Genomic DNA, 25,417 nt, shown 5'->3' on the forward strand with positions numbered 1-25,417 from the left:
CCCATGATGAATTTGAAAGATCTGTTCGGCCTTGAAGGCAAAATTGCGCTGGTAACCGGCGGCTCTCGCGGCATCGGCAAGATGATCGTCGAAGGTCTGCTGGAGGCTGGCTGCGCGAAAATTTACATCGTCGCACGCAAGAAGGCGCAAGTTGATGCCACATCCGAAGAACTGGGTGACAAAGTCATCGGCCTGGTCGGCGATTTGTCGCAGATGGACGGCATTCAGGCGTTGGCCGACGAATTGGCGAGCCGCGAAGACAAGCTGGACCTGCTGGTAAACAATGCTGGCGCGGCATGGGGCGAACCGTTCAAGGACTTTACCGAAGCGGGTTGGGACCGGACAATGGACCTCAATGTCAAAACCCCGTTCTTTCTGACGCAAAAGCTGCACGGCCTCCTGAAAGCGGCTGGCACGCCTGAACGTCCGGCCAAGGTCCTGATGATCGCCAGTATTGACGGGATGAAGTCCAACCCATGGCCAACATATCCCTATCAGGCATCAAAAGCGGGTCTTATCCACCTGACGCGGCGGATGGCGGCGGAACTGGTGCATGATAATATCATCGTCAATGGCATCGGCCCTGGCGCTTTCCCGAGCGAAATGAACAAAGCTGCGCGCGATCAGGAAGAAATGGTCAAGCGCGGCATCCCCTCGCGCCGCGTTGGTGTCACCGAAGATATGGCCGCAGGCGCGATTTATCTGCTCAGCCGTGCGGGTGATTACGTAGTGGGCACGACAATCCCGATTGATGGCGGCGTGGTAAACGCGAATATCGGATCGGGTAATTTCGTTGATCCGTCGGGCGAATAATCGCTCGACACTGAGGTTTGCAGTTCGATGAGGACAGGCCGCCGGAGCAATCCGGCGGCCTTTTTCATACGAGAAAAATTTCACTTTCGCGAGAAACGGTTCTGACTACCGGATCATGGCCGAATGTTGGACTTAGGGTTACACCTGTAACCTAACACATCTCGGGCAACTCATTGAAAAGCAATGAATATGCTGTTGGATAACGGGTGACACATTTGCTCGCCCTTACAATTTGGGCGGATGCGATATGTGATCAGAGCAACTACAATGTGAAAGAATGGCAAGAGATTAGCGAAGCTAGGGCATGTAGGAAAGCGTCGGTAAGTAGGGTGGCAAGCGGACGCCAATGCTGCTTAGTTTTCACCCTGCTCGCGAAGTGCAGTTATTTCGCGCCGAAGCGCCCGCAATTCGCCAAGAATTTCCTCGCGTTCGCCATGCGCTTCTTCATCGGTCGCCTCCGACATTGCGTTGACGATCACACCGATGAACAAGTTCAGCACAATAAAGCTGGTGACGAGAATGAATGGCACGAAAAACGCCCAGGCATAGGGATATATCTCCATTACCGGCCGCACTATGCCCATCGACCAACTTTCCAGTGTCATGATCTGGAAAAGTGAATAGAGTGAGTGGCCCAGCGTCCCGAACCACTCGGGGAAAGCTGTTCCGAACAGCTTTGTGGCCATAACCGCGCTGATGTAGAACAGCAGCAGCAGCATCACGATTACAGTTCCGATACTGGGAATCGCGCTGAACAGGCCGACAATGACCTTCCGCATGCTGGGCACCACGGAGACAAGTCGCAACGCGCGCAGGATGCGCAATGCCCGTAGCACCGAAAACTGTTGGCTGAGCGGAAAGAGCGCTACGCTTACAATGACAAAATCGAAGACATTCCAACCATTTTTGAAGAAGCTAAGGCGAAAGGCGAACAGCTTCAGAGAGAGCTCGACAACGAAGATCGCAATTGCAATGCGGTCGAGTGTAGAAACGAGCTGGCCATATTGTGCCATGATCGCTGGGGAAGTCTCCATCCCCAACCCGATCGCATTAATGACGATCACGGCCGTAATGGCGCTTTCAAAGCGTTGCGACTCTATGAATGAACGAACACGTTCGCGCGAAGATGAATAGAAAGAGGATGACATTGCAGCGCCGATATAGGGTTTTGAGCGGGACAGAACAGAGAGAAACGAGTTGGCCAATAGAGATAATGTTTAAATGTGGGTCGTGAGCGGCCGTGCTGCTGTTAGGACCTGCTCCAAGTGGCTGGAGCGTCACACTTGGGTGGCAACCTTTCCTTAGGTAATTGACCTCGCGGGCAGTCAGATGCGCTAGTTTCTGCTTCCTAACACCATGCCCCAACTCTACTGACCGCACTTCTTATGCTATCAACCTATCTCATCGTTCATTCGCTGTTGGCGCTCTATCTGCTCACAACTGGAGTTGCCGGAGCATTCCATACCAAGCTGCCGAGCAAGGTTCACAATCTTTCATTTATCTATTTCGGTTGGAGCCTGATCGGTCAGATCTTTAGCCTTCAGCTGCTATCGCTGGCTTTTGTGTCACTATGTTTTGCCGCATTTGGACCGGAGCCGAAATTTATCATCGGGCTGGCTAACGTGTTCTCGATGGTGTGCTTCATCATGATAATGAGACAAGCCTGGTTGAGCAGCCAGGTTCTGAGCCGGGTCGAGCCAAATGGTCAGGCAGCTTCGGTATGGCGCTTTTTTGCAGGAGCATTATTCCCTATCCAATTGGGCAGCCGCGGCGTCAGGCGGATCAAGAACATTGCCTATGGGCCAGAAGGCCGAAAACACCTGCTCGATATATACCTCCCGAAAGGACCAGCGACAGCTCCCATGCCCGTCCTGTTGCACGTCCATGGCGGGGGCTGGATAGTCGGCAGCAAACACCAGCAAGCACAGCCTTTGATTCAATACATGGCGTCCCAAGGATGGCTCGTGATCGACATAAATTACCGGCTTGCCCCGTGGAACCGGATGCCAGTGATGATCCAGGATGTAATCCGAGCTGTCGCATGGACCAAGGCCAATATTACGTCCTACAATGGTGACCCGGATTTCGTGGCTTTAACAGGTGGGTCGGCAGGTGGTCATTTGGTTGCACTCGCCGCGCTTGCGTCCAATGTTGACGGTCTCAGGCCCGAACTTGGCGATGCCGATTGCACCGTTGATGCGTGCATCCCGGTGTATGGGCTTTACGATCTGCTCGACCAGAATCAAGCGATGGAAGTCGGGGTGGGCGAAATCAGATCGTTTATGACGCGGTTCGTGATGCCAAAATCATATTCCGAAGACGCGGCCCTGTGGGAGAAAATCTCACCGATTAATCATATCAGCCCAAGCGCGCCGCCAATGCTGATCCTGCATGGGCAGCATGATTCACTTGCGGATCTCGAAAGCGCAAAAGCTTTTGCTGAAAGCTTATCGCGGATATCAAAGAACAAGGTCACGTTTGTTGATCTGCCTGGACAGCAGCACGCTTATGACTGCGCCTACTCACCTCCGGCCCCGGAACATGCAAGAGCTGTTCATCGATTTCTCGAAAGCGTCCGCAAGGACAAACAGCGCTGATTGGTCGCGAAGATCGCCAGTTCTACTCCATCAATTCGCGCACAAATGGGATCAACCCCGTCTGCCGTGTCCGCTTCATCCGTTCTGCGTGCAGAATCTCGCGCACCTTTACGAAACATTCATCGACGTCATCATTGACCACGACATAGTCATATTCGGCCCAGTGGCTGATTTCATTCCGGGCACGCTCCATACGGCTATCGATGACTTCGGCACTGTCGAGCGCGCGGGTTTCCAATCGGCTGCGTAAAGCGGCGAGGCTCGGGGGCAGCAGAAATACACTGACCGCATCCTGTTGGTCTTTTTGGTAAAGTTGCTGGGTGCCCTGCCAATCAATGTCGAACAGGAAATCTTGTCCTTCTTTCAGACCTTGGCGGATATAGCCCTTGGGCGTGCCATAGCGATGGTCGAACACATGCGCCCATTCGTAAAAATCGTCCTTTTCGACCATTTCATCGAATTTCGCATCGGATACGAAATGATAATCGATCCCGTCCACTTCGCCTTTGCGCGGGGGGCGGGTGGTGGCGGAGACGGAGAGCTTGATCTCCTCATCAGCGCCCAGCAATTTGTGCGACATGGTGGTCTTTCCCGCTCCCGACGGGGAAGAAAGGATAAACATGATACCGCGGCGGGAAAGGGTGCTTTGATCGGCCATGGCTGCTCATGCGACAGGGCGGGCCAAATAATCAAGTCCTGCGGCAAAATTCGGCAAATTTGCCTGTTCGCCCCATTATGCGCCTTTTACTCGTCGGCGTCTTCGCTCCTGGCCTGCTCGATTAATGTCTGATCGCCGGCCTTCTTCGCATCGCGGCGGCGCTGGCTCCGGTCCCACAGGGTTTTGACCAGCAATCCGCTGCCAATTACGACTGCGCCGGGAGTGGACTTTGTCGCCAATTTGGCCACCGCAACTGTGGCCAACGTCTTTTTCAGACTGCGATTATTGACGATTTCCTGCGCGGTGTCTTTGCCATAACGGCCTTTCAAAAACCGCTTCTCGACAAATCCGCGCATGACGGAGGTTCCCACGCGCATGACAATATCTGCCATCATCACATTGGTCGCAGGGTTGGTACTTGGACCGGGTACGGATGCGGAATTATCGGACAATGCCTTTGATTTCTTTGCCATAATTGGCCCTCCGCTACGCTCTTGTTCCGCCCAGGGCGGAGTCGGAGCGGTCAGTTTTTGCGGCCGAAATCGACCGTGACGACGTTTGAGCCGTCTTCGCTGTCAATCACGGCTGGGTGGTCTGCCTCTTCCGAACCGTCATTTTCCGCCTCTTCATGCGGCTCAGGTGCCATGTCAGCGACGGTCGCCTGAAATTGCAGCCCGAAATCAACCGCCGGATCAACAAACGCAGTGATCGCTGCGAAAGGTATATCGAGCTTGGAAGGCACCGCGTTAAAGCTGAGGCCAACGGTAAAGCCGATATCATCAACCGCCAGATCCCAAAATTTGTTTTGCAACACGATGGTCATTTCATCGGGGAAACGCTCACGCAAAACTTTCGGAATGGACACGCCCGGCGCACCCGTTTTGAAAGTGATGTAAAAGTGATGGTTACCTGGCAATTCGCCGCCGCCATCGACAATTTCGCCCAAAACACGGCCTACTACGGCGCGCAAGGCTTCTTGTACGATATCATCATACGGGATCAGGCTATCGGGTGTGTCGTCGCTCATAACAAGACGCTAGGTGGCGGGGAGAATGCGCGGGGTCAAGCTTCAAAGCCTTGCTTGTGATAAAAGGCTGCGTATAGCGCGTCTTATGCGCACTGGGAAAATAGAACGAAACACCACCGAAACGAAGATCTTCGTCGAGGTCAATCTTGACGGGACCGGCACTTATGATGTGTCGACCGGCATCGGTTTTCTGGACCATATGGTCGAGCAATTCAGCCGCCATTCGCTGATCGATGTGACGATGAAGATAGACGGTGATTTACATGTCGACCAGCATCACACGACAGAAGACAGCGCGCTAGCGCTGGGTCAGGCGCTGGCCCAGGCGATGGGCGATATGGCTGGCATCGGCCGCTATGGAACCGCCTATTCACCAATGGATGAGACACTGGCGCGGGTTGCGCTGGATATTTCCGGGCGGCCTTATCTGGTATGGAAAGCCGGTTTCAGTCAGGAAAAATTGGGCGAATGGGACACCGAACTGATCGAACACTGGTTCCATTCAGTCTCGCAAACTGCCGGTATCACGCTGCATGTTGAGCTAATCTACGGTTCCAACAATCACCATATTTGCGAGGCGATTTACAAAGGCTTTGCCCGGGCAATGCGCGCCGGCGTGGAACTCGATCCGCGCAAGGGCGATGCGATCCCCTCCACCAAGGGGCAGCTTGGTGGATAGGATCCGCCAATCGGCTGCGCAGCAGCCGCAAGGCCGCCAAGGTTCTTTGGTTTCCGCCCGCAGCGACGCGATCATTGATTGCGTGAGCGAGGAGGTCGCACGCCCGCTTGGGTGCGCGGAAAACAAACGTGGCTGAGGTGATCGCGCTGATAGATTACGGCGCGGGTAATCTCCATTCGGTGCACAATGCGCTGAAAGCTGTCGGAGCCGAGGGTGTTAGCGTTACTTCCGATCCCGACGTTGCGCGCGCGGCGGACCGGATTATTCTGCCCGGGGTTGGATCATTCAAGGCATGTGCTGAAGGTCTTGCCGCGATTGACGGCATGATCGCTGCAATGACCGAGCGAGTGCAAATTGGCAGTGCGCCGTTCCTTGGCATTTGTGTGGGAATGCAATTGCTCGCCACGCACGGGACCGAACACGGTGTTACTAAAGGGCTTGGCTGGGTGCCGGGTGAAGTGCGCGCCATCGAACGGACTGATCCGGCGATCAAGGTGCCGCATATGGGCTGGAACGACGTGGCCCTTTCCTCGCACGCGCCGAAAGGCGGCTTGATCGAGGAAGGCGAGGCTTACTTCCTCCATTCCTATCATTTCGCGGTGGATGATCCGCAGCATATTGCCGCGATGACCGACCATGGCGGCGGATTGGTTGCGGCGGTGGCGCACGATAGTGTAATCGGGGTCCAGTTTCATCCTGAGAAGAGCCAGGCTTATGGGCTGGCTTTGCTTGAGAGGTTCTTGCATTGGCGGCCGTGAAAAGAGAGTTGGCATGATCGTATTTCCCGCAATCGATTTGAAGCAAGGCCAAGTTGTGCGTCTTGCAGAAGGCGATATGGACCGCGCGACGGTCTATGGTGATGATCCCGCCGCGCAAGCAATATTGTTTGCGGAGGCTGGCGCAGAGCATTTGCACGTGGTTGACCTCGACGGCAGTTTTGCCGGAAGCGCCCAAAACCGCGAGGCGGTGGAGGCAATTGTCGCAGCGTTCCCCGGCTATGTGCAGCTTGGCGGGGGTATCCGAACCCGCGCTGATGTTGAAGGCTGGTTTGATGCAGGCGTGGCCCGGATTGTTATTGGTACCGCAGCGCTGAAAGATCCCGATTTCGTTAAGGAAATGGCCAAGGACTTCGTAGGCGGCATCGTTGTTGCGGTGGATGCGCGTGACGGGATGGTTGCAACCGATGGCTGGGCCGAAGTGTCCGATGTTCGGATCGAGGATATGGCGCGGCGGTTCGAAGATGCGGGCGTTGCCAGCCTGCTGTTTACCGACATTGGCCGCGATGGGATGCTGAAGGGCTGCAATATCGACGCGACTGTGGAACTGGCGCAGCGCACCGATCTGCCGGTGATTGCCAGCGGCGGGGTCAAGGGCCTCGACGACATTCATATTCTGTCGATGCAGTCGCATATCGGGATTGAGGGCGTTATTACAGGCCGTGCGCTGTATGATGGCCGCTTGGATTTGACTGCGGCGTTGGCGATGGCTGCGCGGGCGTGATCTTCGATGCAATTATAGCACTAATGCAATGACCGTCCGCATCCGCGTCATTCCCTGTCTCGATGTTGCCGATGGCCGCGTGGTCAAAGGCGTCAATTTCGTCGATCTGCGCGATGCGGGGGATCCGGTCGAGCAGGCGCAGGCCTATGATGCGGCGGGGGCGGACGAGCTGTGTTTCCTCGATATCTCCGCCACGCATGAAGGGCGCGGCACCTTGCTTGATGTCGTGAAACGCACTGCCGAGGTTTGCTTCATGCCGCTGACTGTTGGCGGCGGGGTTGCTTCGGTCGAGGATGCGCGCGCGCTACTGCTGGCGGGGGCGGACAAGGTCGCAATCAACAGTGCGGCGGTAAAGCGGCCCGAAGTGGTGTCCGAAATCGCTGCACGGTTTGGCAATCAATGCGTGGTTGCTTCCGTCGATGCGCGCAAAACGGGCGACGGCACATGGGAAATCTTCACCCACGGCGGCCGCAAGCCGACCGGCATCGACGCATTGGAGCACGCAAAGAACCTTGCTGCATTAGGCGCAGGCGAATTGCTGGTGACATCAATGGATGGGGACGGGACCAAGGCCGGCTACGACCTTGAATTGACCCGGGCCATAGCCGATTCGGTGAGCATTCCGGTGATCGCCAGCGGCGGTGTCGGCACGCTCGATCATCTGGTGGAAGGCGTGACCGAGGGACATGCTAGTGCGGTACTTGCCGCATCAATCTTCCATTTCGGCGAGCATACTATTGCCGAAGCTCACGCCGCGCTGAGGAGCGCCGGATTACCCGCAAGGGCCTGAGAAAGAATTGCAATCACCTCAAATGTAAATGGATGTCTCCGGTTTCATTGTGGGACGGCTAGTTTGTTGCAGTTGCGAAAAGGGTTAATCCGGCCAGAAAGGGGGAATGAGGAATTTCACCCCTGCCATCATACCCGCCGCCATCGTTGCTAGCGCGCTGACCATGGTCTCTGCCCCCGCCGCGGCGTGGAGCGGAACGCAAATTCCCGAACCCAGCAATCTTGCCTTGTTCGGCCTCGGATTGGCCGGATTTATTGTTGGCCGTCAGATCGCCAAAAACAAGCGCAGTTCAGGCGAAGATTGACCGCATTCGCATCGCGCTTCATGGAAGCGGGATGGACACGCTAACCCGTCTCGAACAAACTATCGCCCAGCGGCGCAATGCCGACCCCGCATCCAGCTATGTTGCGCAATTGCATTCGCGAGGACTGCCCGTCATCGCGCGCAAATTGGGCGAAGAGGCGGTCGAAGCGATCGTTGCTGCGCTTTCCGAAGACCGGAGTGAAATGGTCGGCGAGGCGGCTGATGTGATGTTTCACCTGATGGTGCTTCTGTCGGCCAAAGACATCCCGCTGCGAGAGGTGATGGCCGAACTGGACCGGCGCGAGGGCATTTCGGGGATCGATGAAAAGGCCAGTCGGACAGCGGGCCGAGCCCTACAGCAGGAGCAGCCATAATGGCGATTGATGCGACCCAGCCTTATGATGACCAGAATGTCTTCGCCAAGATTTTGCGCAGGGAAATTCCTTCGACCAAATTGTATGAAGACGAATGGGCCTATGCTTTCCCTGACATCAACCCGCAGGCTACCTTGCACGTGCTGGTGATTCCCAAAGGACCCTATGTCAGCTGGGATGATTTTTCGGCTAAGGCTTCGGATCAGGAAATTGCCGGTTTCATCCGCGCCGTCGGTAACGTTGCGCGGATGCATGATCTGGTTGAGCCGGGTTACCGCTTGCTCGCCAATGTCGGGCCGCATGGCGGACAAGAGGTGCCGCATCTGCATGTCCATTTGTTTGGCCAGCAATTTTTGGGGCCGATGATCGCCCGATGATCGTGAAATAGGCACCGTTCGGCGAACGGATTGCATATGATGCAACAAACGCTTGCCCCCCGATTCGGCGGCGCGTAAATGCGTTGGCAACGATGACCATAACGCCAAACCCGCCCGGTGGAATTTTCGACGGCCCGCTGCATCTTTATGCGGTCAGGGTTTATTACGAAGATACCGATTTGTCGGGCATCGTTTATCATGCCAATTATCTGCGTTGGTTCGAACGGGCCCGGTCCGATGTGCTGCGCATGTTGGAAATTGACCAGCGCGCGGCGATTGAAGCCGGTGAGGGTGCTTATGCAGTCGCCGATCTCCAGCTAAAATATGTGAAACCAGCGAAGCTCGACGATGATGTGATTATTCACACGCTGTGCACCAAGCTGAAAGCGGCAAGCGTGATTATGCATCAGCGCGCGTTTAGGATGCTTGGTGAAGAGTTAGGCGGCGGTTCACAATTGCTGTGCGAAGCTACTTTCCGCGTCGGCTTTGTTGCTCCCGATGGCCGCCCGCGCAGGCAGCCACAGGCATGGCGCGATGCCTTTGCCCCGATTATTGCCGAAGAAGGTTCCGAATGACCAATCTGCCTGTCCTGTCTTTAGTAACCGCAGCCCCCGAAGCGAACGGGCGGCTCGATCCGCTGCAATTGTTCCTTGATGCCGATATCGTGGTGCAAGCCGTGATGGCAGGATTGTTGATCGCCAGCGTGGTCGTATGGATGATCATTATCAGCTTTAGCCTAAGGATGGCTGGTGTGCGCAAACGTTGCTCCGATTTTGAGGGCGATTTTTGGAAAGCAGATGATTTCGACGCATTGGTGAAGGAGCGCTCAAAGAAAAACATCCCGTCGGCCAGAATTGCCGCCGCCGGAATGGGCGAATGGCGGCGTTCGGTTAATGGAAAAGGTGGCCCGACGGACCGGGACGGTACGCGCCAGCGGCTTGCCAGCGCAATGGAAAGCCAGGTTGCGCAAGAAGCCGACATGCTGGCCGACCGGCTCAATTTCCTCGCCACTGTCGGCTCGGTGGCTCCGTTCGTGGGGCTGTTCGGCACGGTCTGGGGCATCATGAACAGCTTCTTCCAGATCGGGGTGCAGGAAAACAGTTCGCTCGCAGTGGTTGCGCCGGGTATTTCGGAAGCTCTGTTTGCGACTGCGATCGGCCTCTTCGCAGCCATTCCGGCGGTGATCGCCTACAACCGCTTCAGCCACAGCGTGAATTCGCTCGAATCGCGGATGCAGCGATTTGCCGACCGGTTCCACGCCAGCCTCAGCCGAGAGCTGGAGCGTCTGTAAATGGCGATGGGCATGGCATCTTCATCCCGCCGGGGCGGACGCCGCAGCAAGCGCACCCCAATGGCGGAAATCAATGTCACACCGTTTGTCGATGTGATGCTGGTGCTGCTAATCATCTTCATGGTTACCGCGCCGCTGCTTAATTCCGGTGTGCCGGTTGAATTGCCCGATAGCCGGGCTTCTGCTTTGCCTCAGGAACAGGACCCGATTACGATCAGCATCGGCGCGACCGGAATAATCTATCTCGATGACGAACCGCTTGCCAATGGCGAGCTGCCCGGACGCCTCTCCAATATCCGTCCCAACGCGGATGGCGAGTTGCCAGCAATCACGCTGCGCGGCGACCGTGCGCTTGATTATGGACGCGTGATGGCGGTGATGGGCGAGCTTAACCGCTCCGGTTTCAACCGCATCGCACTGGTCACCAATGGCGTTGCCGCGCCCCCGCAAATGGATGGTGCAGTCAGTGGCGGTTCAGATAGCGAGCAATAGCTGTTTTACATTATGCAACAAACGCGGTTCAGAGATGAGGAGATTATCGGCTTTGCGGTCGCACTGTTCCTGCATCTGGGGTTGCTTGGTGTGTTGCTGCTTAAGCCTGAACCGATTGTAGTTGAACCGATTCAGACTGTAACGGTCAGTCTCGCCGAGGATGTCGGATTGGAAGCGACCGCGCCCGAGATAATTCCAGAGAGCCGAATGGCGATGTCTCCGGTGCTATCAGAGCTTCCTATGCCTCCGGTCGCGCAGCCGGAAGTCACGTCGGAGCCGGTGCGGACTCTCGCGCCAACCCCGCCAGTTTCCACCCCGAAGCAGGCCACTCGCCCGACGCAGCCCGAGCGCACTTCGCGCACGCCAAGCCGCCAACCAAAGCCCGACACATCGAGCAGGCGGCGGCCCGATAAGCCTGCAAGCCAGGCTGCCGCGCAGCCAAAACAAGGCGGCGCGTCGCGGCGTTTTGACGAGGCATTCGCCGGAGCAGGATCAAGCACCACTACAAGTGAGACGCGTGCTCCAGCCGCCGTTATCGGGGCGAGCGAGCGCGCTTCAATCGGTCAGGCACTGGCTCGCCAATTGAAGCCACATTGGGCAGCGCCACAGGGTGTCGATATTGACAAGCTGGTGACCATAATCGCGTTTGAGTTGAATGAAAACGGGTCGCTTCGGGGCTCGCCTCGCCTTGTGCGTCAGACAGGCGTAAACGATTCAAACCGTGCGCAGGCAGAGCGGCATGTTGAGCAAGCTATGCGAGCCATTAGATTAGCGGCACCATTCAAGCTTCCACCTGAATATTATTCAGCATGGAAGAAGATCGATGGTGCCAGATTCGACAGGAATTTATGATGATCATGCGATATTTTTCGGTTGCGCTTCTGCTATTGTCTGCTCCTGTCATGGCACAGGATTTGGGCGAACGGGTGCCCGAAGTTGCGCAGGTGGAAACTGTCGAGGAGGAGGGGCTTTCCTTCACCGTCACCGATGATCGAGACTGGGAAGACCTTGGCATCGCCATTGCCAGCTTCGCCACAGACCGTGATGTGCCAACGCCGGCAAGCAGCGACGGAACCGGCGCATTGGGCAGAGAACTGGCGCGCGTGGTATTCAACGATTTGCGCAATAATGGCCTGTTCAAACCAACCGGACCCGACGACTTGCCGCGCCCCACATATGCCCAGATTACCGCCCCGGCATGGGCGGTTTGGGGCAATCGCAGCGCTGAAATGCTCGTTCACGGCTATGTCCGGGCTCGTCCCGATGGCCGGTTGACGGTCGGGTGCTACCTTTATGATGTTTCGTTGCAGGATGAATTGGCGCGCGCAGGTTGGGTTGTCCCGCCAAGCGATTGGCGCCGTGCCGCGCATAAATGCGCTGACCTCGTTTATTCCCGACTGTCGGGCGAACAACCGTTTCTTGATAGCAGGATCGCCTATATCGCGGAAACCGGCCCCAAGGATAATCGGGTCAAACGCCTCGCGATTATGGACAGCGACGGGGCCAATCACCGCTTCATCACCACGGGCCGATCCACCGCACTGACGCCGCGCTATTCGCCCGATTATCGTAAGCTGCTCTATTTGAGCTATACTGACGGCAATCCGCGTATCTACGTCTATGACATCGGCACTGGCCGTCAGACGCTGATCACGGAAAGTACCAATCCAACCTTCGCGCCGCGCTGGTCACCTGACGGTAAATGGGTTCTCTATTCCATGGCTGTTTCGGGCAACACCGATATCTATCGCATATCCGCAAATGGCGGTCCAAGCGTGCGGCTGACGAACACTCCGGGCATCGATATTGGCGGTTCTTACTCGCCAGATGGCAGCAAGATCGTGTTCGAAAGCGACCGTTCGGGTAGTCAGCAGATATATGTGATGGACGCCACTGGCGACAATCAGAAACGCTTGAGCTTCTTCGGCGGACGCGCCGCGACGCCAGAATGGAGCCCGCGCGGGGACCAGATTGCGTTTACTCACATCGGCGGCAATTTTCGGATTGCAGTGGTCAGCCCGAGCGGCGGCAGCCTGCGGTATTTGACAGATAGTTGGCAGGATGAGGCCCCTACATGGGCACCCAACGGCCGTATTATTCAGTTCTTCCGCACGGCCCGCAATTCTGGCGAGGCCTCAATCTGGCAAGTCGATCTGACTGGCCGAAATGAAAGGAAGCTTCCGACGCCGGTAGACGCGTCTGACCCGGCTTGGGGCCCGATTTTGCCTTAAGGCCGTACGATAGACTATGTTGGTTCGTTAATTACCCCCTGATTAGGGGCCCCTCTGTGTTAGGAGACGCAATATGAATACCCGTTTCGCGACTATCGCAATTATCACTGCGGGCACTTTGGCGCTCGCTGGCTGCAAAACCAAAGCACCGGATATTCTGCCTCCGACCTCGACCGGACCGGTGCAAACCGCGCAAACAGATACGACCCCGGTTGCGACCGGACCGAGCTTTGGCTCGCAGGAGCATTTTGTCGATGCGGTCAACGGCCAGAACGTTATCTATTTCGATACAGACCGGTTCAATATCGACACTGCAGACGCAGCCGCATTGCAGTCACAGGCGCAATATTTGATGCGGTATACCAACATCACAGTAACAATCGAAGGTCACGCGGATGAGCGCGGTACCCGCGATTACAATTTGGCCCTGGGCGAACGCCGCGCCAATTCGGCCAAGAACTACCTTACCAGCTTAGGCGTTCCGGCAAGCCGGATCAGCACTGTCAGCTATGGTAAGGAACGCCCGGTAGCTGTGGGATCCAACGAACAGGCTTGGGCGCAAAACCGCAGAGCTGTTACGGTTGTGATCGGTCGGTAATTCGGCCTAATATCGATTTGAATTTCGGGGCGGTTGCGCGAGAGCGGAGCCGCCCTGAATTTATTCTTCCCGTTATTTCGTCAGAAATGTCGCGCCGAAAACTTGCGTTTCGCCAGCTACAGACGAGCCTGTTGGCAGATGATCGGCGAGCGACATCGTCACAGCAAACAGCGCCATAGTCAGCGCGCAAACTGTTGCGGAAAAGGAAACTTGCTTGCTCATGATGATATCCGCTCGGGTTCAATTCAGCAGCGCCCTAGCGCTGATATGTGAAGGATCTATTGCAATGCAACATTTCACACTGCAACTTTGTTCCCGAGCTTTCCATTTAGCGCAATAATCTCTAGATAGATCGCTATGCCAATCAGACAAACGACTTTCTGCCAAGCCCAGTGGCGTCTTTTCCCGTGAGTGGGCGAGGCCGGTCAAGCGATTGGGGGTTTCCCCGCTGGCGCAGCTATGGCAGCGATCAATCTGCGGTCGCGCAAAAGGAATGCGACCGGCATGGGTGCAGCGAGGCTGGCCTGTGCCCCGCTCCCAAATCACCCAACAACCCTGACCGTTGGCATTTCTGTCAGAAGCACGCTGCGGAATATAACAGGGGCTGGGACTATTTCGAAGGTCTGGACAAGGAAGAGGCTGCCGAACGCAAGCGCACTGAACAGCGCGATGCCGATGCTTATACCGAAGCTTCGCATTATGGCTGGGCAGGCGGAACGGGCGATGGCAACCGTACCGCAGATGAAATGCTGGCGCTGGAGGCGCTTGGTCTGGAAGCCGATGCCGAGTTCGAAGCGATAAAGCGCTCATTTCGTATCAAGGCCAAGGCCATCCATCCCGACGTCAAACCGAATGACGAGGAAGCAGCCAAAGAATTTCAGAAAATCCAGGTTGCTTACGAAGTTTTGAAACAAGCCGAAGACCGACGCGAGTGGAAGGGCTGAGTGATTGTCTGAACGGCAGTCGGGCGGCGCACCAACCAATATTACTGACGGTGCAATGTGCCTTCAGACAATCGTCGATGACATTGCGGCAGAAATGGCGCTGGTTACCGAGCGTGGACGCGTTGCCGATTATATTCCCGACCTTGCTTGCGTATCGCCGTCAAAATTCGGCATCGCGATCGCGCTTGCGGATGGTTCCTGCTTTACTGCGGGTGACGCTGACGAAGCGTTCTCCATCCAGAGCATCACCAAGGTTTTCAGCCTGACGATGGCGCTCGGGCTGGTTGGTGACGGTTTGTGGCAGCGGGTCGGGCGGGAGCCGTCGGGCACGGCATTCAATTCGATTGTGCAGCTTGAAACCGAATCAGGCATCCCGCGCAATCCGTTCATCAACGCAGGTGCGATCGTCCTCGCAGATATTCTACTCGCCAATTATGAGCCGGCAGAGGTGCTCGGCGAGTTCGTCCGGTTCGTCCGCGAGCTGGCCGGTGATGATACTATTGTAATCGACCATCAAGTGGCAAAAGGGGAGGCGGCAACCGGTTTCCGCAATATGGCGCTGGCCAATTATATGCGGTCATTCGGTAATATTCATCACGAAGTCGATAAGGTCCTAGGTGTTTATTTCCACCACTGTGCGTTGGCGATGAGCTGCCGCCAGTTGGCGCTTGCAAGCCGCTATTTGGCGTGTGGTGGACGCAACCCTGATACCGGCTATGCCATGGTGCCGGCCAGGCGCGCCAAACGGATATTGTCGCTGATGCTGTCCTGCGGCCATTATGATGGTTCGGGCGAATTCGCGTTCAGAGTCGGTTTGCCGGGCAAGTCGGGTGTGGGTGGCGGTATCCTTGCGGCTGTGCCTGGTATCGCATCGATTGCTGTCTGGTCACCGGGATTGAACGAGCGCGGCAATTCGCAGATCGGCTCCTTTGCGCTGGAGCGGCTGGTGGAGAAAACTGGCTGGTCGGTGTTTGAAGAGCGTAACCACTAATCAGGCCAATCGCGCTACAATCGCTTCTGCTATCCGCTCGCCAAGCTCCGGCCCTTGCACCGGATAGAGAAACGGCTCGATTGCTTCCGCCTCCATCACCAGCAGTCCGCCATCATCAGCGCGCAACATATCGATGCGGGCATAGAGCGGGGTGTCTCCGGGTGTTGTTCGGGGCATCGTCCGCAGCACCGATAGTGCCGACGCAATGTCTTGGTCCGATGGATTTACCGACGTCTCTTGCCCGCCATAAAGCGATTGGATCCGGTATTCGCCCTTGGATGGTGTCTTCTGGATAGCATGAGAAAATGCACCATCGATAAACACAAAAGACAGCTCGCCTTCTGCCTGTATTGCGGGGAGGAAGGGTTGGATCATCGCCTTTTGACCCATTTGCCATTCCGCATCGGGGAGGTCATCTTGTGCAAAAATGAGCTGCCCGATTGCACCCCCACTCACGCGGAGCTTAACTACCAAGCGATCGCACCCAAAATGCTCGAACGCCGCCGATATGTCGGCGCGGTTTGGATTGTCATTCCATAGGGTCGGAATGGTCTTCACCCCGACTTTCGCCAAGTCTTGCAGATAGACTTTATCGATGTTCCAGCGGACCAATGCAGGCGAATTGCACACTCTTACACCGCTCGCCTCAATCGCCTCGATTTTGGCAAGGAATGCTTCGGGCTGATCTTGATAATCCCACACAGTGCCGAGCAGAACCAAATCGAACTGCGCAAAATCCCCAAGCGGCGAATGCCAGTCAATCTCGGTTAACTCTGCACCGCGTTCTTCCAGGGAAGGGCGCAGAGCAGCGACCTGAAGGTCATGCTCGAACGCATCTCCTCTTCGCTCGGTGCCCGACGAAGGCAGAGTTTCGGGGCAGGCTAAGAAGCCAATTTTCATCATAGCCTGCCCCAATTAACTTAGACTTGAGCCAAGGCTTGTTCGAAGTCGGCAATCAGATCATCCGGGTCTTCGATGCCGATGGAAATGCGCACCAGATTGTCGGTGATGCCGAGTTGCGCTTTGCGCTCGTCGGGCACGGACAGATGGGTCATCGCTGCTGGCAGGCTGGCTAGTGTTTCTGTCCCGCCGAGGCTGACCGCCAGCTTGGCAATCTTCATACTGTCGAGGAAACGGAAGGCCTCTGCTTCGCCGCCTTTGATAAATAGCGAGAAGGTTGATCCTGCACCCAGACAGTGACGGTTATAAATGTCCTGTTGGCGTGGGTCGTCGATAAAGCCGAGATAGCCGAGCCCTTCGACTTTGGGGTGATCTCTTAGGAAAGCGCAAACTTTTGCGGCGTTTTCGCCAGCACGCTGCATCCGCAATTCCACGGTTTCAAGCGAGCGCAACAGCATCCATGCGGTGTTCGGATCGCAGATCCCGCCCATCGTGTTGCGCAATGCGCGGACCGGATCCATCCATTTCTTCGCGCCTGCAATGCTGCCTGCAACCAGATCAGAATGTCCGCCGACATATTTTGTCAGCGAATAGACGACTACGTCAGCGCCGTGATCGAGAGGACGCGACCACAAAGGACCAAGGAAAGTGTTGTCGATCGCAATTGGCGTTACATCCGCGTCGAGGATGACATCGCGCGAAGCCTGTACGGCTTCGATATCAACCAGCGCATTGGTCGGGTTGGCCGGGCTTTCGAGATAAACCATGGCGACTTTGCCGCCTTGATCTGCGGCTTTGACCTTGGCCTGTTCAAGCACAGCGTCAATTTCTTCGCGCGTCGCACCAGCGGCAAAATCAATATAGGTGATACCGAATTTGCTGAGGATTTTGGCAACAAAGCCCTCCGTCGCGGCATAAAGCGGCCCGGAATGGACGATAACATCGCCTGCGTTGCAATAGGCCAGCATCATCACCGTAATCGCGGTCATCCCGCTGGAGAATGACAGCGAGTCTTCCGCGCCATCCCAAATGCTCAAACGATCTTCGAGGATTTCCTGATTGGGTCCGTTAAAACGGGAATAGACGAGGCCTTCCGCGCCGCCGGGGCGCTTGCCGGTGATGCCTTCGAAATGGCGCTTGCCTGCTGCCGAATTTTCAAACGCGAAAGTCGATGTGAGGAAGATCGGAGCCTTCAGCGAACCTTCGGACAGCGCCGGATCGTAACCATGGCCCATCATCAGGGTCGATGGCTTCAGCTCGCGGCCGCCAATTGTGGTGACTTTAGGCTTGGGATTTCGGCGCGGGGTGGGGGTGGTGACAGCGTCGGTTGCATCGGTCATGCCGGTGTTCTTCCTACTTAAATGCTCCCAGGAAGGCAGGAGCTGGTCGGATATTCTGGCTTGGACCAAATGGCCCCGTTCCTAACCTCCGCAGGAACGCATCACCGAGAAATATTGTGCTGCGAATCCGGTATCATCTGTAACCAGTGGGTTCAAGCGGTGTGCCCTCTTTGTAGGCTTTAGGGTTACACCTGTAACCTAACACACCTCGGCCAAGCCTTTGGAAGAAAGTAATTAGCCTGTTGGAAAACGGGTTACAGATTTGCTCGGCCCTGCGATTCAGGGTTTTGGAAGGGCAAGTTCGGAACCACGATTTCAAAGAGCGAACCGGGTTTTACAGCCGCAGTCCACTGTAGGAAAACGCCGGGAGCCAGTGCCCGGTTTCCGTTCCTACAGTATCGCCGCCACCATCCACACCAGCGCGACAATCAATCCGATCCCGACCATATCAAGCACAAAGCCCGCGCCGACCATCCGGCTGAGTTTGATCCGCCCGGTGGACCATGCAATTGCATTCGGCCCTGTCCCGGCAGGCAGCATAAAGCCCCAACTGGCGGCAAGCGCGGCGGGCATAGCTAGCAAAATCGGGTCAACGCCCATCGCCACTGTCAGGCTGGCGACCACCGGAATAATCGCGCTGGCGGTGGCGACGTTGCTCGCAAATTCGGTGATCAAGACGACCATTGCGACGATTGCCAGCGCGGTCAGAATCAGCGGCACTGCGCTCAGCGGCAACAACGCTTTGCCGAGCCATTCGGCCAGGCCCGATGCGCCCATACCAGCGGCCAAGGCCAGTCCGCCGCCAAACATCATGATCACGCCCCACGGCGCACGATCCGCTTCTGCCCATGTCAGCAGTGGACGCCCAGTACCGTCGGGCAGAATGAACAACAGGATGCCAGCAGCGATGGCGATCGTGCCATCGGTCAGCGAACCATCTGGCAGATAACCTTTGAGCAACGGCGCGGTCATCCATAATGCGAAGGTGATGGCAATCAGCGGTACCAGACGCTTTTCTGCCGACGACCAAACTGTCTGAGTCTGGATCGCCTCGCGGGCTGCATCCACATCAAAATGCGTGACCGAAACCTTCTGGACTTTGGAGATTATGAAGGCGGCCACAGGCACGCCCACGATAACAATCGGGATACCGAACATTGCCCATTCGGCAAAGCTGATTTGCACCCCGATCATTGAATCGAGCAGCGCCACCGCAATTCCGTTGGTGGGTGATCCGACAATCGTTCCCAGACCTCCAATTGACGCGGCAAAGGCAATCCCCATCGGCAATGCCCCGGCGAGGCCGTCCTGATCATCGGCGGCTAGACCCCCGCCAGCCAGCACGGCCAAGGCCATCGGCATCATGATAAGCGAGGTTGAGGTGTTGGAGATCAGCATCGACAACACGGCCGCGCTGACCATAAATGCCAGCAACAGCTTTTCCGCGCCCGACAACACCAAGCCGCCCAGCACGGCAACCGCAAGGATCAGAATGATCAGGCTGGTTGAGGTGTTGAAGATAAGCATCGAGAGCAGCGACGCGCTGACAATCACCGCAAGCCAGATGCGTGTTGTTTTTGGCGGCATGCCCACCCCGCTGCCAACCGTCTTGAGGATCGCAAGCGACAGCCTGCGGTGCAGTCCGGTCCGTTCGATGGCCAAAGCAATAAACGCCCCGCCCAAAATCAGAAACAGGATCGGCGCGTAATAGGCGCTGGCGGTTTCCTTTGCGGTCAACACCCCGCCAAATGGCAGCACGAGGAACGGCAACAAGGCCGTTGCTGTGAGCGGAATCGCCTCCGTCATCCACCACGCCGCCATCCAAACAACCAGCCCCGCGACCAACCACGCCTCTTGCGGCATCCCGGCAGGCGGCGGCGCGAGCAGTGTCAGGGCGAATGCAGCAAGGCCTAGGATGAAGCCGATTTGGCGCGGTGTCATGAAGTAGGTCGCTCTCTTTTGTTATTTTTTAGCGTTATCTGACTGTGTCGCAACTAACAAACAATCTGGGCCTCAGCGATAGTTCAGCACGAAATATCCAGCGGTCATCACGCTCATCACGCCGATTGCGATTAAACTCTGGATGCGGATGGCTCGATTGGGCCGGGCCGCGTCCGGCATCGCGCAACGCGTCACAACCAGATGATTGAGTACGCCAATGATTGGCGCAGACAGAAATGCAAGCGAAGTCGCCAAATCGATGAACTGGCCAAAATCCGAAAGAAAGAAAATCAGCACTGAAAGCGCCGATATGCCGATGCTCATGATGATTGTGACATAGGCGCGGCGCAACCTAACCGGATCGCGCACTCCGCTAATTTCTTCGTAAGCCGAGGTAAAGGATTTGCCGTAAGCATCGAAGGCGACGAACATTGTAGATAGCATCACTGCGAATGCAGAAATTGCTGCCAGCAGTGCAGGGATTGGCCCAAGAGTCTCGCCGTAAAGAGCGATGATCTGGGTGGCGAAACCTACCGCATCGGAGGCTGGCTCGATGCTGGAATTGTGCATTATTCCGGCACCCATGATGCAAAAGCAAATAGCCAGAATTCCGGTAACCACATACCCTGTGAGAAACCCTTTACGTGTTTCGGACAGGGTTGCCCTATCGTCGTCTGGCACATCCTTTTCTGCCTGCACTGTCCAAATTGACTGGGGAACAGATACATCGAGCGGGTTGGGCATGAACCCAGCCAGCGCAATGATAAATAACAGGGAGGCTGGCTGGCTCATCCAGCTCACATCAGCCAGCGTTCCCCATTCAATATTCGGCAGGACCAGCACTGTCGTTGATAGCGTGGCAATGATTAGGAACGCCATCAGGATGCGATTGACCCGGTCGAGCCAGCTGTATCCGCCCCAGATTAGCAAGAATGATGTTGATCCGATGACTATCGCCACCAGCACGGGCACGCTCAAATCAATGCCGGTAATGGCGCCAAGTAATCCTGCGGTTGTCGCGCTGATCGCAGCGAGGATAATGGGCGCCACTGGCAGTATGACAATGCAAAACAGGATCGGAGCCCAAACTCCCAATTCACGATATCCGGCAAGGAGCGATCTGCGCGTAGATTGGCCGTAATCAACACCGAAACGATAGGCCGGATATTTGAGGATGTTGATCAGGATTATGATGCCTGCGAGCGCGAGTCCAAATAGCGCACCGGCACGCGTAGATTGCACCAAATGCGATACGCCGACAGCAGCGCCCGAAAATAACAGCCCCGGACCAAGTGTCCGCCAGAAATGCAGGTTACTCATCGTGCATAACTCCCCCGTCTGGAAGCTATGCACGATCTGATAGAAATATCACGACATTGCCGCTTTACGCCGCACAAAAACAAAAAGGGCGCACATTGCTGCGCGCCCCGTTTGATATCACGAATCGCCCAGGCTTACTTAGGCGATAACACCATCAGCATCTGCCGGCCCTCAAGCCGCGGGAATGATTCGACCTTGGCGTCTTCGGCTGTGTCTTCCTGCACGCGTTTGAGCAAATCCATGCCCAAGTTCTGGTGCGCCATCTCGCGTCCGCGGAAACGGAGCGTGATTTTGACCTTGTCACCATTATCGATGAATTTGTGCACGTTGCGCATCTTGACGTCATAATCATGCGTGTCGATGTTGGGGCGCATCTTGATCTCTTTGATCTCTTGCGTTTTCTGGCTCTTACGCGCCAGATTGGCTTTCTTCTGCGCTTCGAAGCGGTATTTACCGACATCGAGGAATTTGCACACGGGCGGGTCTGCGTTGGGCGAGACTTCGACCAGGTTCAGGCCAACGCCTGCTGCCTGTTCGATCGCTTCCTTGGTGTACATGACGCCGATATTTTCGCCGTTCTCGTCAATGACGCGGACTTTATCGGATTGGATATATTCATCAAAGCGCGGGCCGCTCTTGGTGGGCGGCGTATTCATGCGCCGGGGTGGACGGGCTATGGGGCTTTCTCCTGATTGCCATTTGTAACTGCGTGCTACTTAGTGAGGAATGTAGCGAAGTGCTAGAGGGAGAAGGAGTCTTTTGTTTAGCCTCAAACGCCGGGTGCCTGCATCCACAGGCTTGGCTTCGCGCTAACCGCGCGGCAAGCGGTCGCTTGCTGGCTGCCGCGACCAAGATTCTTGGTGCAAGCCAGATACGCCGTGCTTGAAAAGTGGCCGCGGCAGCCAGAGCCTGACCGGTCGACGCGTGGTTAGCGCAGTAGCCTAAGGGAGCGGATGCGACCGCCGGTGTTTGAGGCTAAACCAGATTCTGTTCCCGCCTCCACAACGGGAATTGCACCAGCTTGCCTGCGGCGGGCAACATTGCATCAATCCTTTCAGCTGGTTGCATGGCGGCGAGAATTGCCGGGTCAGCGGCATCCATTCCGCCGGTCAATGCCCCGAAGGCAGGTAGAATCATGCGCCCTCCGCTGGTCTCGCTGGTGCTGACTACCGCGCACGGGCGGCGAATGCGGCGCTTGCGGACACTGATTTGCAGGCGCGGGTGAAAATGGCCGGAGAATTCGGGCCGCGTTTCGCCTGCTTTTGCCTCGTGCCGCAGGACCATTCCGGCGATTTCCAATTCCTCGGCAATCTCGCCTCCGGCCCGGGCTTCCATATGGGGATCGTGGTTTCCTGTGATCCACACCCAGTCGGTTGCGCGAGTGAGCGCCGACAACATTCCCGCCGCATGCGGTTCGAGCCGCGCCGATCCTTCGCTATCGTGGAAATTATCGCCCAGAGTAAACACCCGTCGCGCGCCGGTTTCGCGAATCGCCAAGGCAATCCGCTCCAACGTTTCGCGGCTGTCATAGGGGGGCAACATCTGGCCATGTTTGGCATAGAAGCTTGATTTTTCGAGGTGCAAATCGGCCACCAGCAAGGCACGTTCGCCCGGCCAATAAAGCGCGCCTGAGGTGGTCAACGTGAATTCTTGATTTGCGAACGAAAGGGGAACCATCGCTAGCGTTTGCAGCAGCACCATAAGATATGCAAGTTTGGTGGAATGATTGATTTGCATCAAGGTATGCCGCAGCAATAACTGTCAAACGCGAGGCCTTGACCAAACCGAGTGGCGCTTGGTGCCGCACTAGATTATACAGGGAACTATGACTGACACTACCGAACACACCAATCGCGCCAAAGAATGGTTCGAGACCCTGCGCACCAAAATCTGCAACGAGTTCGAGGCGATCGAACGCGAGACGGGTAGTGATGCTGCGTTCACCTTCACCCCGTGGGAGCGCGAGGAAGAAGGCAATTCTGACCCGGGCGGCGGGGTTCAGGGCTTGATGAAGGGCAAAGTGTTCGAAAAAGTAGGGGTCAATGTTTCGACTGTGCGCGGCAGTTTTGCGCCCGAATTCGCCGCCAGCATCAATGGTGCCAGTGCCGAGAACCCCGGTTTCACCGCAACCGGCATTTCGCTGGTGGCGCATATGGCCAACCCGCATGTTCCAGCGGTGCATATGAACACGCGTTTTCTGACCACTGGCAAATCATGGTTCGGCGGCGGTGCGGATCTTAACCCGCCAATACCGTATGATGAAGACACTGCCGATTTTCACGCTGCATTCCGGGCGGCCTGCGCAGCGCATAACCCGACCTATTATGATAAATTCAAAAAATGGGCGGATGACTATTTCTACATCCCCCACCGCCAATGCCATCGCGGGGTAGGCGGGATATTTTACGATCATATGGAATGCCCCGACGGCGACGGCAGCGGCGCGGCATTCGACCGCAATTTTGCCTTTACCAAGGACGTTGGCGAAACTTTCCTTGGCATATATCCCAAGCTCGTCCGCCGCCGGATGGACAGCGACTTTACCGACGCGGACAAGCTGCAGCAATTGCAATGGCGCGGCCGCTATGCCGAATTTAATCTGGTCTATGACCGGGGGACATTGTTCGGCCTCAAGACCGGTGGCAATATTGATGCGATTCTAATGAGCCTGCCGCCCGAAGCGGTATGGAGCTAGGCTACCTATCCTCGCCCGAGCGACTCCCAAAAACGCGCCTCGGCGCTGATTAGGCGCTCGATGTATTTTTCGTCGCGCGCGCAATTGATGGTAATTGGTCTGCGGCCGGGCAAATAGCAGAAGAAATCCATCGCCGCGAAGCCGGTTACCGCGAGCGTGTGCTGGAGCTGGCCGTAATAATGTCTTGGCACGCGCTGGTTTTTGGCGGTGCTATTATACGAACCGGTTCCGCATTTTATTTCGACCGCTGTGCCTGTGTCGAGGCAAATCCCGTCGAGGCTGCACCGCATCCATTCATGGGCGTTGCTCTGTAGACACAGTGGGAAGACTGAATGTCCCGTCAGCCGGTTGTAGGCGGCCCGCGCCTCAGGTTCGAGAGCAACACCGCGCGCCATTGCCCGCGATGATCTGACGGTTTGAGAAGCAGGCCGTTTCCCGAATTCGCGCTCTGCCCTAAGCTGTGCGAGCGACTTCCACGGGTTTTCGCGCATGATCGCAGGCGCATCGGACGCGCCGACTCCGCCATACCTCCATTCCCGCCAGACTTCGGTGCCCTGTTCCAGATCGACGATGGTGAAGGGCATTGCCGGTTCTTTTGTCATCATGCCCTTACGGTTGGCGATTGGAAATTGGCGCTTCGCCAGCCTAATCGCTTGCTTCTTATCCGCCGCCGGTCACAATGTCAGCCATGACAGTTCAATCGCACCTTGCCCCGTCCGAAGAAGCCAATCTCCACTATCTTGGCAATTACACGCGCAGCATTCCCGTCAGCCTCAACCGGATGATGGAGAATGCGTATGATTGGGAGCATCTTCCTTTCGTCCACCCTTCCTCCTTTGCGTCAATTGAACTGATTGACCAAGGCGAATGGGGATGGCGTTGCAAAACCGGATTGCCGCCTGCTGCGGGTGGCGGAGAGCAGGAGGTCGAGTTGCTAGTCGACCGTCCGAACCATTATTGGGCGACTACGGTCCTGTCGGGCACGGGCGAGGGCATTCAAATTCACACTCAAGCTAGTGATAAAGGTTCAAGCGACGGACGGATGATCGCGATTGATGTCCGGTTCTACCTGCCGCAAGCGCCCGAAACAGCCGCGCAATCTGCGATGATCCTGGGGTATCTTCAGGGTCAGTATAAGACGCTGTATGACGAGGACGAAGCGCTGATGTCTTCACGCCAGCAAGCTCTGGATGATCGCAAAAAGGTTTCAGATGATATTCCTTCCAGCGTGGATTTGGGGATTGAGGCTGAACTGGATCGCGGCAAATCGCATCCGGTTTCGCTCGAGCGAGGACGCTTTGCGGTCCGCCATCACGGAGGCGAATGGATTGCCCATGCGGCGGTCTGTCCGCATATGCTGGGTCCGCTTGGCGACGCCGAAATTGACGCAGAAGGGCTGATCACATGCCCATGGCATGCCTATCGGTTTGAGATTGACGGCGGGGCAGAACAGCAGGGACGTTGCGGCGACTTATTACCGCCACCGCCAATCAGATTGGTCGATGGACACTTGTTCATCGGCGATTGATACGGCATCGCTTAATCTAAATTTGAAT

Annotated in this window: 31 protein-coding genes; 19 read left to right on the plus strand and 12 right to left on the minus strand. The window is 56.3% G+C overall.

Going from position 1 to position 25,417, the window contains the following annotated elements:
- Positions 1 to 6 precede the first annotated feature (6 nt).
- Positions 7 to 813, plus strand: coding sequence for an SDR family NAD(P)-dependent oxidoreductase (locus GRI36_RS05095; protein WP_160599072.1), 807 nt, complete (start codon positions 7 to 9; stop codon positions 811 to 813).
- A gap of 353 nt (positions 814 to 1,166) precedes the next feature.
- Here GRI36_RS05095 and GRI36_RS05100 read toward each other — a convergent pair whose 3' ends face one another.
- Positions 1,167 to 1,961, minus strand: a complete 795-nt coding sequence (locus GRI36_RS05100) for an ion transporter (RefSeq protein ID WP_160597474.1) — start codon at positions 1,959 to 1,961, stop codon at positions 1,167 to 1,169.
- Positions 1,962 to 2,480: 519 nt separating this feature from the next.
- Between GRI36_RS05100 and GRI36_RS05105 the strand changes: the two genes are divergently transcribed.
- Positions 2,481 to 3,410, plus strand: a complete 930-nt coding sequence (locus GRI36_RS05105) for an alpha/beta hydrolase (RefSeq protein WP_160597475.1) — start codon at positions 2,481 to 2,483, stop codon at positions 3,408 to 3,410.
- Between the two features lie 22 nt (positions 3,411 to 3,432).
- On the opposite strand, the gene gmk is transcribed toward GRI36_RS05105, so the two are convergent.
- The 3 genes from gmk to GRI36_RS05120 all read right to left on the minus strand — a co-directional run bounded on the left by gmk (position 3,433) and on the right by GRI36_RS05120 (position 5,095).
- Positions 3,433 to 4,068, minus strand: coding sequence for a guanylate kinase (gene gmk, locus GRI36_RS05110; RefSeq protein ID WP_160597476.1), 636 nt, complete (start codon positions 4,066 to 4,068; stop codon positions 3,433 to 3,435).
- A gap of 86 nt (positions 4,069 to 4,154) precedes the next feature.
- Positions 4,155 to 4,541 (minus strand): hypothetical protein, encoded by a 387-nt coding sequence (locus tag GRI36_RS05115; RefSeq protein WP_160597477.1) that lies wholly within the window; start codon positions 4,539 to 4,541, stop codon positions 4,155 to 4,157.
- Positions 4,542 to 4,591: 50 nt separating this feature from the next.
- Positions 4,592 to 5,095, minus strand: a complete 504-nt coding sequence (locus GRI36_RS05120; protein ID WP_160597478.1) for an SspB family protein — start codon at positions 5,093 to 5,095, stop codon at positions 4,592 to 4,594.
- Positions 5,096 to 5,180: 85 nt separating this feature from the next.
- Between GRI36_RS05120 and hisB the strand changes: the two genes are divergently transcribed.
- From hisB to pal, 13 genes are all read left to right on the plus strand, one after another.
- Complete coding sequence (gene hisB / locus GRI36_RS05125) at positions 5,181 to 5,774, plus strand: imidazoleglycerol-phosphate dehydratase HisB (RefSeq protein ID WP_160597479.1); 594 nt, start codon at positions 5,181 to 5,183, stop codon at positions 5,772 to 5,774.
- A gap of 128 nt (positions 5,775 to 5,902) precedes the next feature.
- A complete protein-coding gene (gene hisH / locus GRI36_RS05130) occupies positions 5,903 to 6,532 on the plus strand; it encodes an imidazole glycerol phosphate synthase subunit HisH (RefSeq protein WP_160597480.1) in 630 nt (209 codons plus the stop codon).
- Between the two features lie 13 nt (positions 6,533 to 6,545).
- The gene (gene hisA / locus GRI36_RS05135; protein WP_160597481.1) at positions 6,546 to 7,274 is read left to right on the plus strand and encodes a 1-(5-phosphoribosyl)-5-[(5-phosphoribosylamino)methylideneamino]imidazole-4-carboxamide isomerase; all 729 of its coding nucleotides are present in this window, start codon (positions 6,546 to 6,548) and stop codon (positions 7,272 to 7,274) included.
- Between the two features lie 28 nt (positions 7,275 to 7,302).
- On the plus strand, positions 7,303 to 8,064 hold the full coding sequence (hisF, locus tag GRI36_RS05140) for an imidazole glycerol phosphate synthase subunit HisF (protein ID WP_160597482.1): 762 nt from the start codon (positions 7,303 to 7,305) through the stop codon (positions 8,062 to 8,064).
- 106 nt (positions 8,065 to 8,170) lie between these two features.
- Positions 8,171 to 8,368, plus strand: a complete 198-nt coding sequence (locus GRI36_RS05145; protein WP_160597483.1) for a PEP-CTERM sorting domain-containing protein — start codon at positions 8,171 to 8,173, stop codon at positions 8,366 to 8,368.
- 31 nt (positions 8,369 to 8,399) lie between these two features.
- Positions 8,400 to 8,741 carry a phosphoribosyl-ATP diphosphatase gene (locus GRI36_RS05150; RefSeq protein WP_160597484.1) on the plus strand — a complete coding sequence of 114 codons (342 nt, stop codon included), beginning with the start codon at positions 8,400 to 8,402 and terminating at the stop codon, positions 8,739 to 8,741.
- Entirely contained in the window at positions 8,741 to 9,118 is a 378-nt protein-coding gene (locus tag GRI36_RS05155) for an HIT domain-containing protein (protein WP_160597485.1), read from the plus strand. Before GRI36_RS05150 ends, GRI36_RS05155 begins: the two co-directional genes overlap by 1 nt.
- Before the next feature lie 92 nt (positions 9,119 to 9,210).
- A complete protein-coding gene (locus tag GRI36_RS05160) occupies positions 9,211 to 9,693 on the plus strand; it encodes a YbgC/FadM family acyl-CoA thioesterase (protein WP_160597486.1) in 483 nt (160 codons plus the stop codon).
- A complete protein-coding gene (tolQ, locus tag GRI36_RS05165; RefSeq protein WP_160597487.1) occupies positions 9,690 to 10,409 on the plus strand; it encodes a protein TolQ in 720 nt (239 codons plus the stop codon). The genes GRI36_RS05160 and tolQ overlap by 4 nt, the downstream gene beginning before the upstream one ends.
- The gene (locus tag GRI36_RS05170) at positions 10,410 to 10,901 is read left to right on the plus strand and encodes an ExbD/TolR family protein (protein WP_160597488.1); all 492 of its coding nucleotides are present in this window, start codon (positions 10,410 to 10,412) and stop codon (positions 10,899 to 10,901) included.
- Positions 10,902 to 10,913: 12 nt separating this feature from the next.
- Positions 10,914 to 11,753 carry an energy transducer TonB gene (locus GRI36_RS05175; protein WP_160597489.1) on the plus strand — a complete coding sequence of 280 codons (840 nt, stop codon included), beginning with the start codon at positions 10,914 to 10,916 and terminating at the stop codon, positions 11,751 to 11,753.
- Entirely contained in the window at positions 11,753 to 13,132 is a 1,380-nt protein-coding gene (gene tolB / locus GRI36_RS05180) for a Tol-Pal system beta propeller repeat protein TolB (protein WP_407985680.1), read from the plus strand. Before GRI36_RS05175 ends, tolB begins: the two co-directional genes overlap by 1 nt.
- A gap of 73 nt (positions 13,133 to 13,205) precedes the next feature.
- Positions 13,206 to 13,730: a peptidoglycan-associated lipoprotein Pal gene (gene pal / locus GRI36_RS05185; protein WP_160597490.1), complete on the plus strand. Its 525-nt coding sequence runs from the start codon at positions 13,206 to 13,208 to the stop codon at positions 13,728 to 13,730.
- Between the two features lie 72 nt (positions 13,731 to 13,802).
- Here pal and GRI36_RS05190 read toward each other — a convergent pair whose 3' ends face one another.
- Positions 13,803 to 13,952 (minus strand): hypothetical protein, encoded by a 150-nt coding sequence (locus GRI36_RS05190; protein WP_160597491.1) that lies wholly within the window; start codon positions 13,950 to 13,952, stop codon positions 13,803 to 13,805.
- 170 nt (positions 13,953 to 14,122) lie between these two features.
- Between GRI36_RS05190 and GRI36_RS05195 the strand changes: the two genes are divergently transcribed.
- Both GRI36_RS05195 and GRI36_RS05200 read left to right on the plus strand, forming a co-directional pair.
- Positions 14,123 to 14,674, plus strand: coding sequence for a J domain-containing protein (locus tag GRI36_RS05195; protein WP_407985662.1), 552 nt, complete (start codon positions 14,123 to 14,125; stop codon positions 14,672 to 14,674).
- A 55-nt stretch (positions 14,675 to 14,729) separates the two neighbouring features.
- Positions 14,730 to 15,665: a glutaminase gene (locus tag GRI36_RS05200; protein WP_160599075.1), complete on the plus strand. Its 936-nt coding sequence runs from the start codon at positions 14,730 to 14,732 to the stop codon at positions 15,663 to 15,665.
- Here GRI36_RS05200 and GRI36_RS05205 read toward each other — a convergent pair whose 3' ends face one another.
- The 6 genes from GRI36_RS05205 to pdeM all read right to left on the minus strand — a co-directional run bounded on the left by GRI36_RS05205 (position 15,666) and on the right by pdeM (position 22,843).
- Positions 15,666 to 16,568 (minus strand): ATP-grasp domain-containing protein, encoded by a 903-nt coding sequence (locus GRI36_RS05205; RefSeq protein ID WP_160597492.1) that lies wholly within the window; start codon positions 16,566 to 16,568, stop codon positions 15,666 to 15,668.
- Between the two features lie 17 nt (positions 16,569 to 16,585).
- Positions 16,586 to 17,905, minus strand: coding sequence for a cystathionine gamma-synthase family protein (locus GRI36_RS05210; protein WP_160597493.1), 1,320 nt, complete (start codon positions 17,903 to 17,905; stop codon positions 16,586 to 16,588).
- Positions 17,906 to 18,295: 390 nt separating this feature from the next.
- Positions 18,296 to 19,846 (minus strand): SLC13 family permease, encoded by a 1,551-nt coding sequence (locus GRI36_RS05215; RefSeq protein WP_160597494.1) that lies wholly within the window; start codon positions 19,844 to 19,846, stop codon positions 18,296 to 18,298.
- A 72-nt stretch (positions 19,847 to 19,918) separates the two neighbouring features.
- The gene (locus GRI36_RS05220) at positions 19,919 to 21,166 is read right to left on the minus strand and encodes an NRAMP family divalent metal transporter (RefSeq protein ID WP_160597495.1); all 1,248 of its coding nucleotides are present in this window, start codon (positions 21,164 to 21,166) and stop codon (positions 19,919 to 19,921) included.
- Between the two features lie 134 nt (positions 21,167 to 21,300).
- Positions 21,301 to 21,822, minus strand: coding sequence for a translation initiation factor IF-3 (gene infC / locus GRI36_RS05225; protein WP_160597496.1), 522 nt, complete (start codon positions 21,820 to 21,822; stop codon positions 21,301 to 21,303).
- Between the two features lie 319 nt (positions 21,823 to 22,141).
- Positions 22,142 to 22,843 (minus strand): ligase-associated DNA damage response endonuclease PdeM, encoded by a 702-nt coding sequence (gene pdeM / locus GRI36_RS05230; RefSeq protein ID WP_160599076.1) that lies wholly within the window; start codon positions 22,841 to 22,843, stop codon positions 22,142 to 22,144.
- Positions 22,844 to 22,991: 148 nt separating this feature from the next.
- Between pdeM and hemF the strand changes: the two genes are divergently transcribed.
- Positions 22,992 to 23,861 carry an oxygen-dependent coproporphyrinogen oxidase gene (hemF, locus tag GRI36_RS05235; RefSeq protein WP_160597497.1) on the plus strand — a complete coding sequence of 290 codons (870 nt, stop codon included), beginning with the start codon at positions 22,992 to 22,994 and terminating at the stop codon, positions 23,859 to 23,861.
- Between the two features lie 5 nt (positions 23,862 to 23,866).
- On the opposite strand, the gene GRI36_RS05240 is transcribed toward hemF, so the two are convergent.
- Positions 23,867 to 24,466, minus strand: a complete 600-nt coding sequence (locus GRI36_RS05240; protein ID WP_160597498.1) for a lambda-exonuclease family protein — start codon at positions 24,464 to 24,466, stop codon at positions 23,867 to 23,869.
- A gap of 74 nt (positions 24,467 to 24,540) precedes the next feature.
- Here GRI36_RS05240 and GRI36_RS05245 point away from each other — a divergent pair, with 74 nt between their 5' ends.
- Positions 24,541 to 25,389: a Rieske (2Fe-2S) protein gene (locus tag GRI36_RS05245; RefSeq protein ID WP_160597499.1), complete on the plus strand. Its 849-nt coding sequence runs from the start codon at positions 24,541 to 24,543 to the stop codon at positions 25,387 to 25,389.
- Positions 25,390 to 25,417 lie beyond the last annotated feature (28 nt).

The organism is Pontixanthobacter gangjinensis (assembly GCF_009827545.1).
Classification (GTDB): Bacteria; Pseudomonadota; Alphaproteobacteria; order Sphingomonadales; family Sphingomonadaceae; genus Pontixanthobacter; species Pontixanthobacter gangjinensis.

Coding starts and splice junctions, on each gene's coding strand:
- GRI36_RS05155 (WP_160597485.1), top strand. CDS start 8,741: ATGGCGATTGATGCGACCCAGCCTTATGATGACCAGAATGTCTTCGCC.
- tolB (WP_407985680.1), top strand. CDS start 11,753: ATGATCATGCGATATTTTTCGGTTGCGCTTCTGCTATTGTCTGCTCCT.
- GRI36_RS05190 (WP_160597491.1), bottom strand. CDS start 13,952: ATGAGCAAGCAAGTTTCCTTTTCCGCAACAGTTTGCGCGCTGACTATG.
- hisB (WP_160597479.1), top strand. CDS start 5,181: ATGCGCACTGGGAAAATAGAACGAAACACCACCGAAACGAAGATCTTC.
- GRI36_RS05215 (WP_160597494.1), bottom strand. CDS start 19,846: ATGACACCGCGCCAAATCGGCTTCATCCTAGGCCTTGCTGCATTCGCC.
- GRI36_RS05095 (WP_160599072.1), top strand. CDS start 7: ATGAATTTGAAAGATCTGTTCGGCCTTGAAGGCAAAATTGCGCTGGTA.
- hisA (WP_160597481.1), top strand. CDS start 6,546: ATGATCGTATTTCCCGCAATCGATTTGAAGCAAGGCCAAGTTGTGCGT.
- infC (WP_160597496.1), bottom strand. CDS start 21,822: ATGAATACGCCGCCCACCAAGAGCGGCCCGCGCTTTGATGAATATATC.
- pdeM (WP_160599076.1), bottom strand. CDS start 22,843: ATGGTTCCCCTTTCGTTCGCAAATCAAGAATTCACGTTGACCACCTCA.
- GRI36_RS05150 (WP_160597484.1), top strand. CDS start 8,400: ATGGACACGCTAACCCGTCTCGAACAAACTATCGCCCAGCGGCGCAAT.
- GRI36_RS05205 (WP_160597492.1), bottom strand. CDS start 16,568: ATGATGAAAATTGGCTTCTTAGCCTGCCCCGAAACTCTGCCTTCGTCG.
- tolQ (WP_160597487.1), top strand. CDS start 9,690: ATGACCAATCTGCCTGTCCTGTCTTTAGTAACCGCAGCCCCCGAAGCG.
- GRI36_RS05100 (WP_160597474.1), bottom strand. CDS start 1,961: ATGTCATCCTCTTTCTATTCATCTTCGCGCGAACGTGTTCGTTCATTC.
- GRI36_RS05245 (WP_160597499.1), top strand. CDS start 24,541: ATGTCAGCCATGACAGTTCAATCGCACCTTGCCCCGTCCGAAGAAGCC.
- hisF (WP_160597482.1), top strand. CDS start 7,303: ATGACCGTCCGCATCCGCGTCATTCCCTGTCTCGATGTTGCCGATGGC.
- GRI36_RS05170 (WP_160597488.1), top strand. CDS start 10,410: ATGGCGATGGGCATGGCATCTTCATCCCGCCGGGGCGGACGCCGCAGC.
- hemF (WP_160597497.1), top strand. CDS start 22,992: ATGACTGACACTACCGAACACACCAATCGCGCCAAAGAATGGTTCGAG.
- pal (WP_160597490.1), top strand. CDS start 13,206: ATGAATACCCGTTTCGCGACTATCGCAATTATCACTGCGGGCACTTTG.
- gmk (WP_160597476.1), bottom strand. CDS start 4,068: ATGGCCGATCAAAGCACCCTTTCCCGCCGCGGTATCATGTTTATCCTT.
- GRI36_RS05200 (WP_160599075.1), top strand. CDS start 14,730: ATGTGCCTTCAGACAATCGTCGATGACATTGCGGCAGAAATGGCGCTG.
- GRI36_RS05240 (WP_160597498.1), bottom strand. CDS start 24,466: ATGATGACAAAAGAACCGGCAATGCCCTTCACCATCGTCGATCTGGAA.
- GRI36_RS05160 (WP_160597486.1), top strand. CDS start 9,211: ATGACCATAACGCCAAACCCGCCCGGTGGAATTTTCGACGGCCCGCTG.
- GRI36_RS05175 (WP_160597489.1), top strand. CDS start 10,914: ATGCAACAAACGCGGTTCAGAGATGAGGAGATTATCGGCTTTGCGGTC.
- GRI36_RS05145 (WP_160597483.1), top strand. CDS start 8,171: ATGAGGAATTTCACCCCTGCCATCATACCCGCCGCCATCGTTGCTAGC.
- GRI36_RS05210 (WP_160597493.1), bottom strand. CDS start 17,905: ATGACCGATGCAACCGACGCTGTCACCACCCCCACCCCGCGCCGAAAT.
- GRI36_RS05120 (WP_160597478.1), bottom strand. CDS start 5,095: ATGAGCGACGACACACCCGATAGCCTGATCCCGTATGATGATATCGTA.
- GRI36_RS05220 (WP_160597495.1), bottom strand. CDS start 21,166: ATGAGTAACCTGCATTTCTGGCGGACACTTGGTCCGGGGCTGTTATTT.
- GRI36_RS05115 (WP_160597477.1), bottom strand. CDS start 4,541: ATGGCAAAGAAATCAAAGGCATTGTCCGATAATTCCGCATCCGTACCC.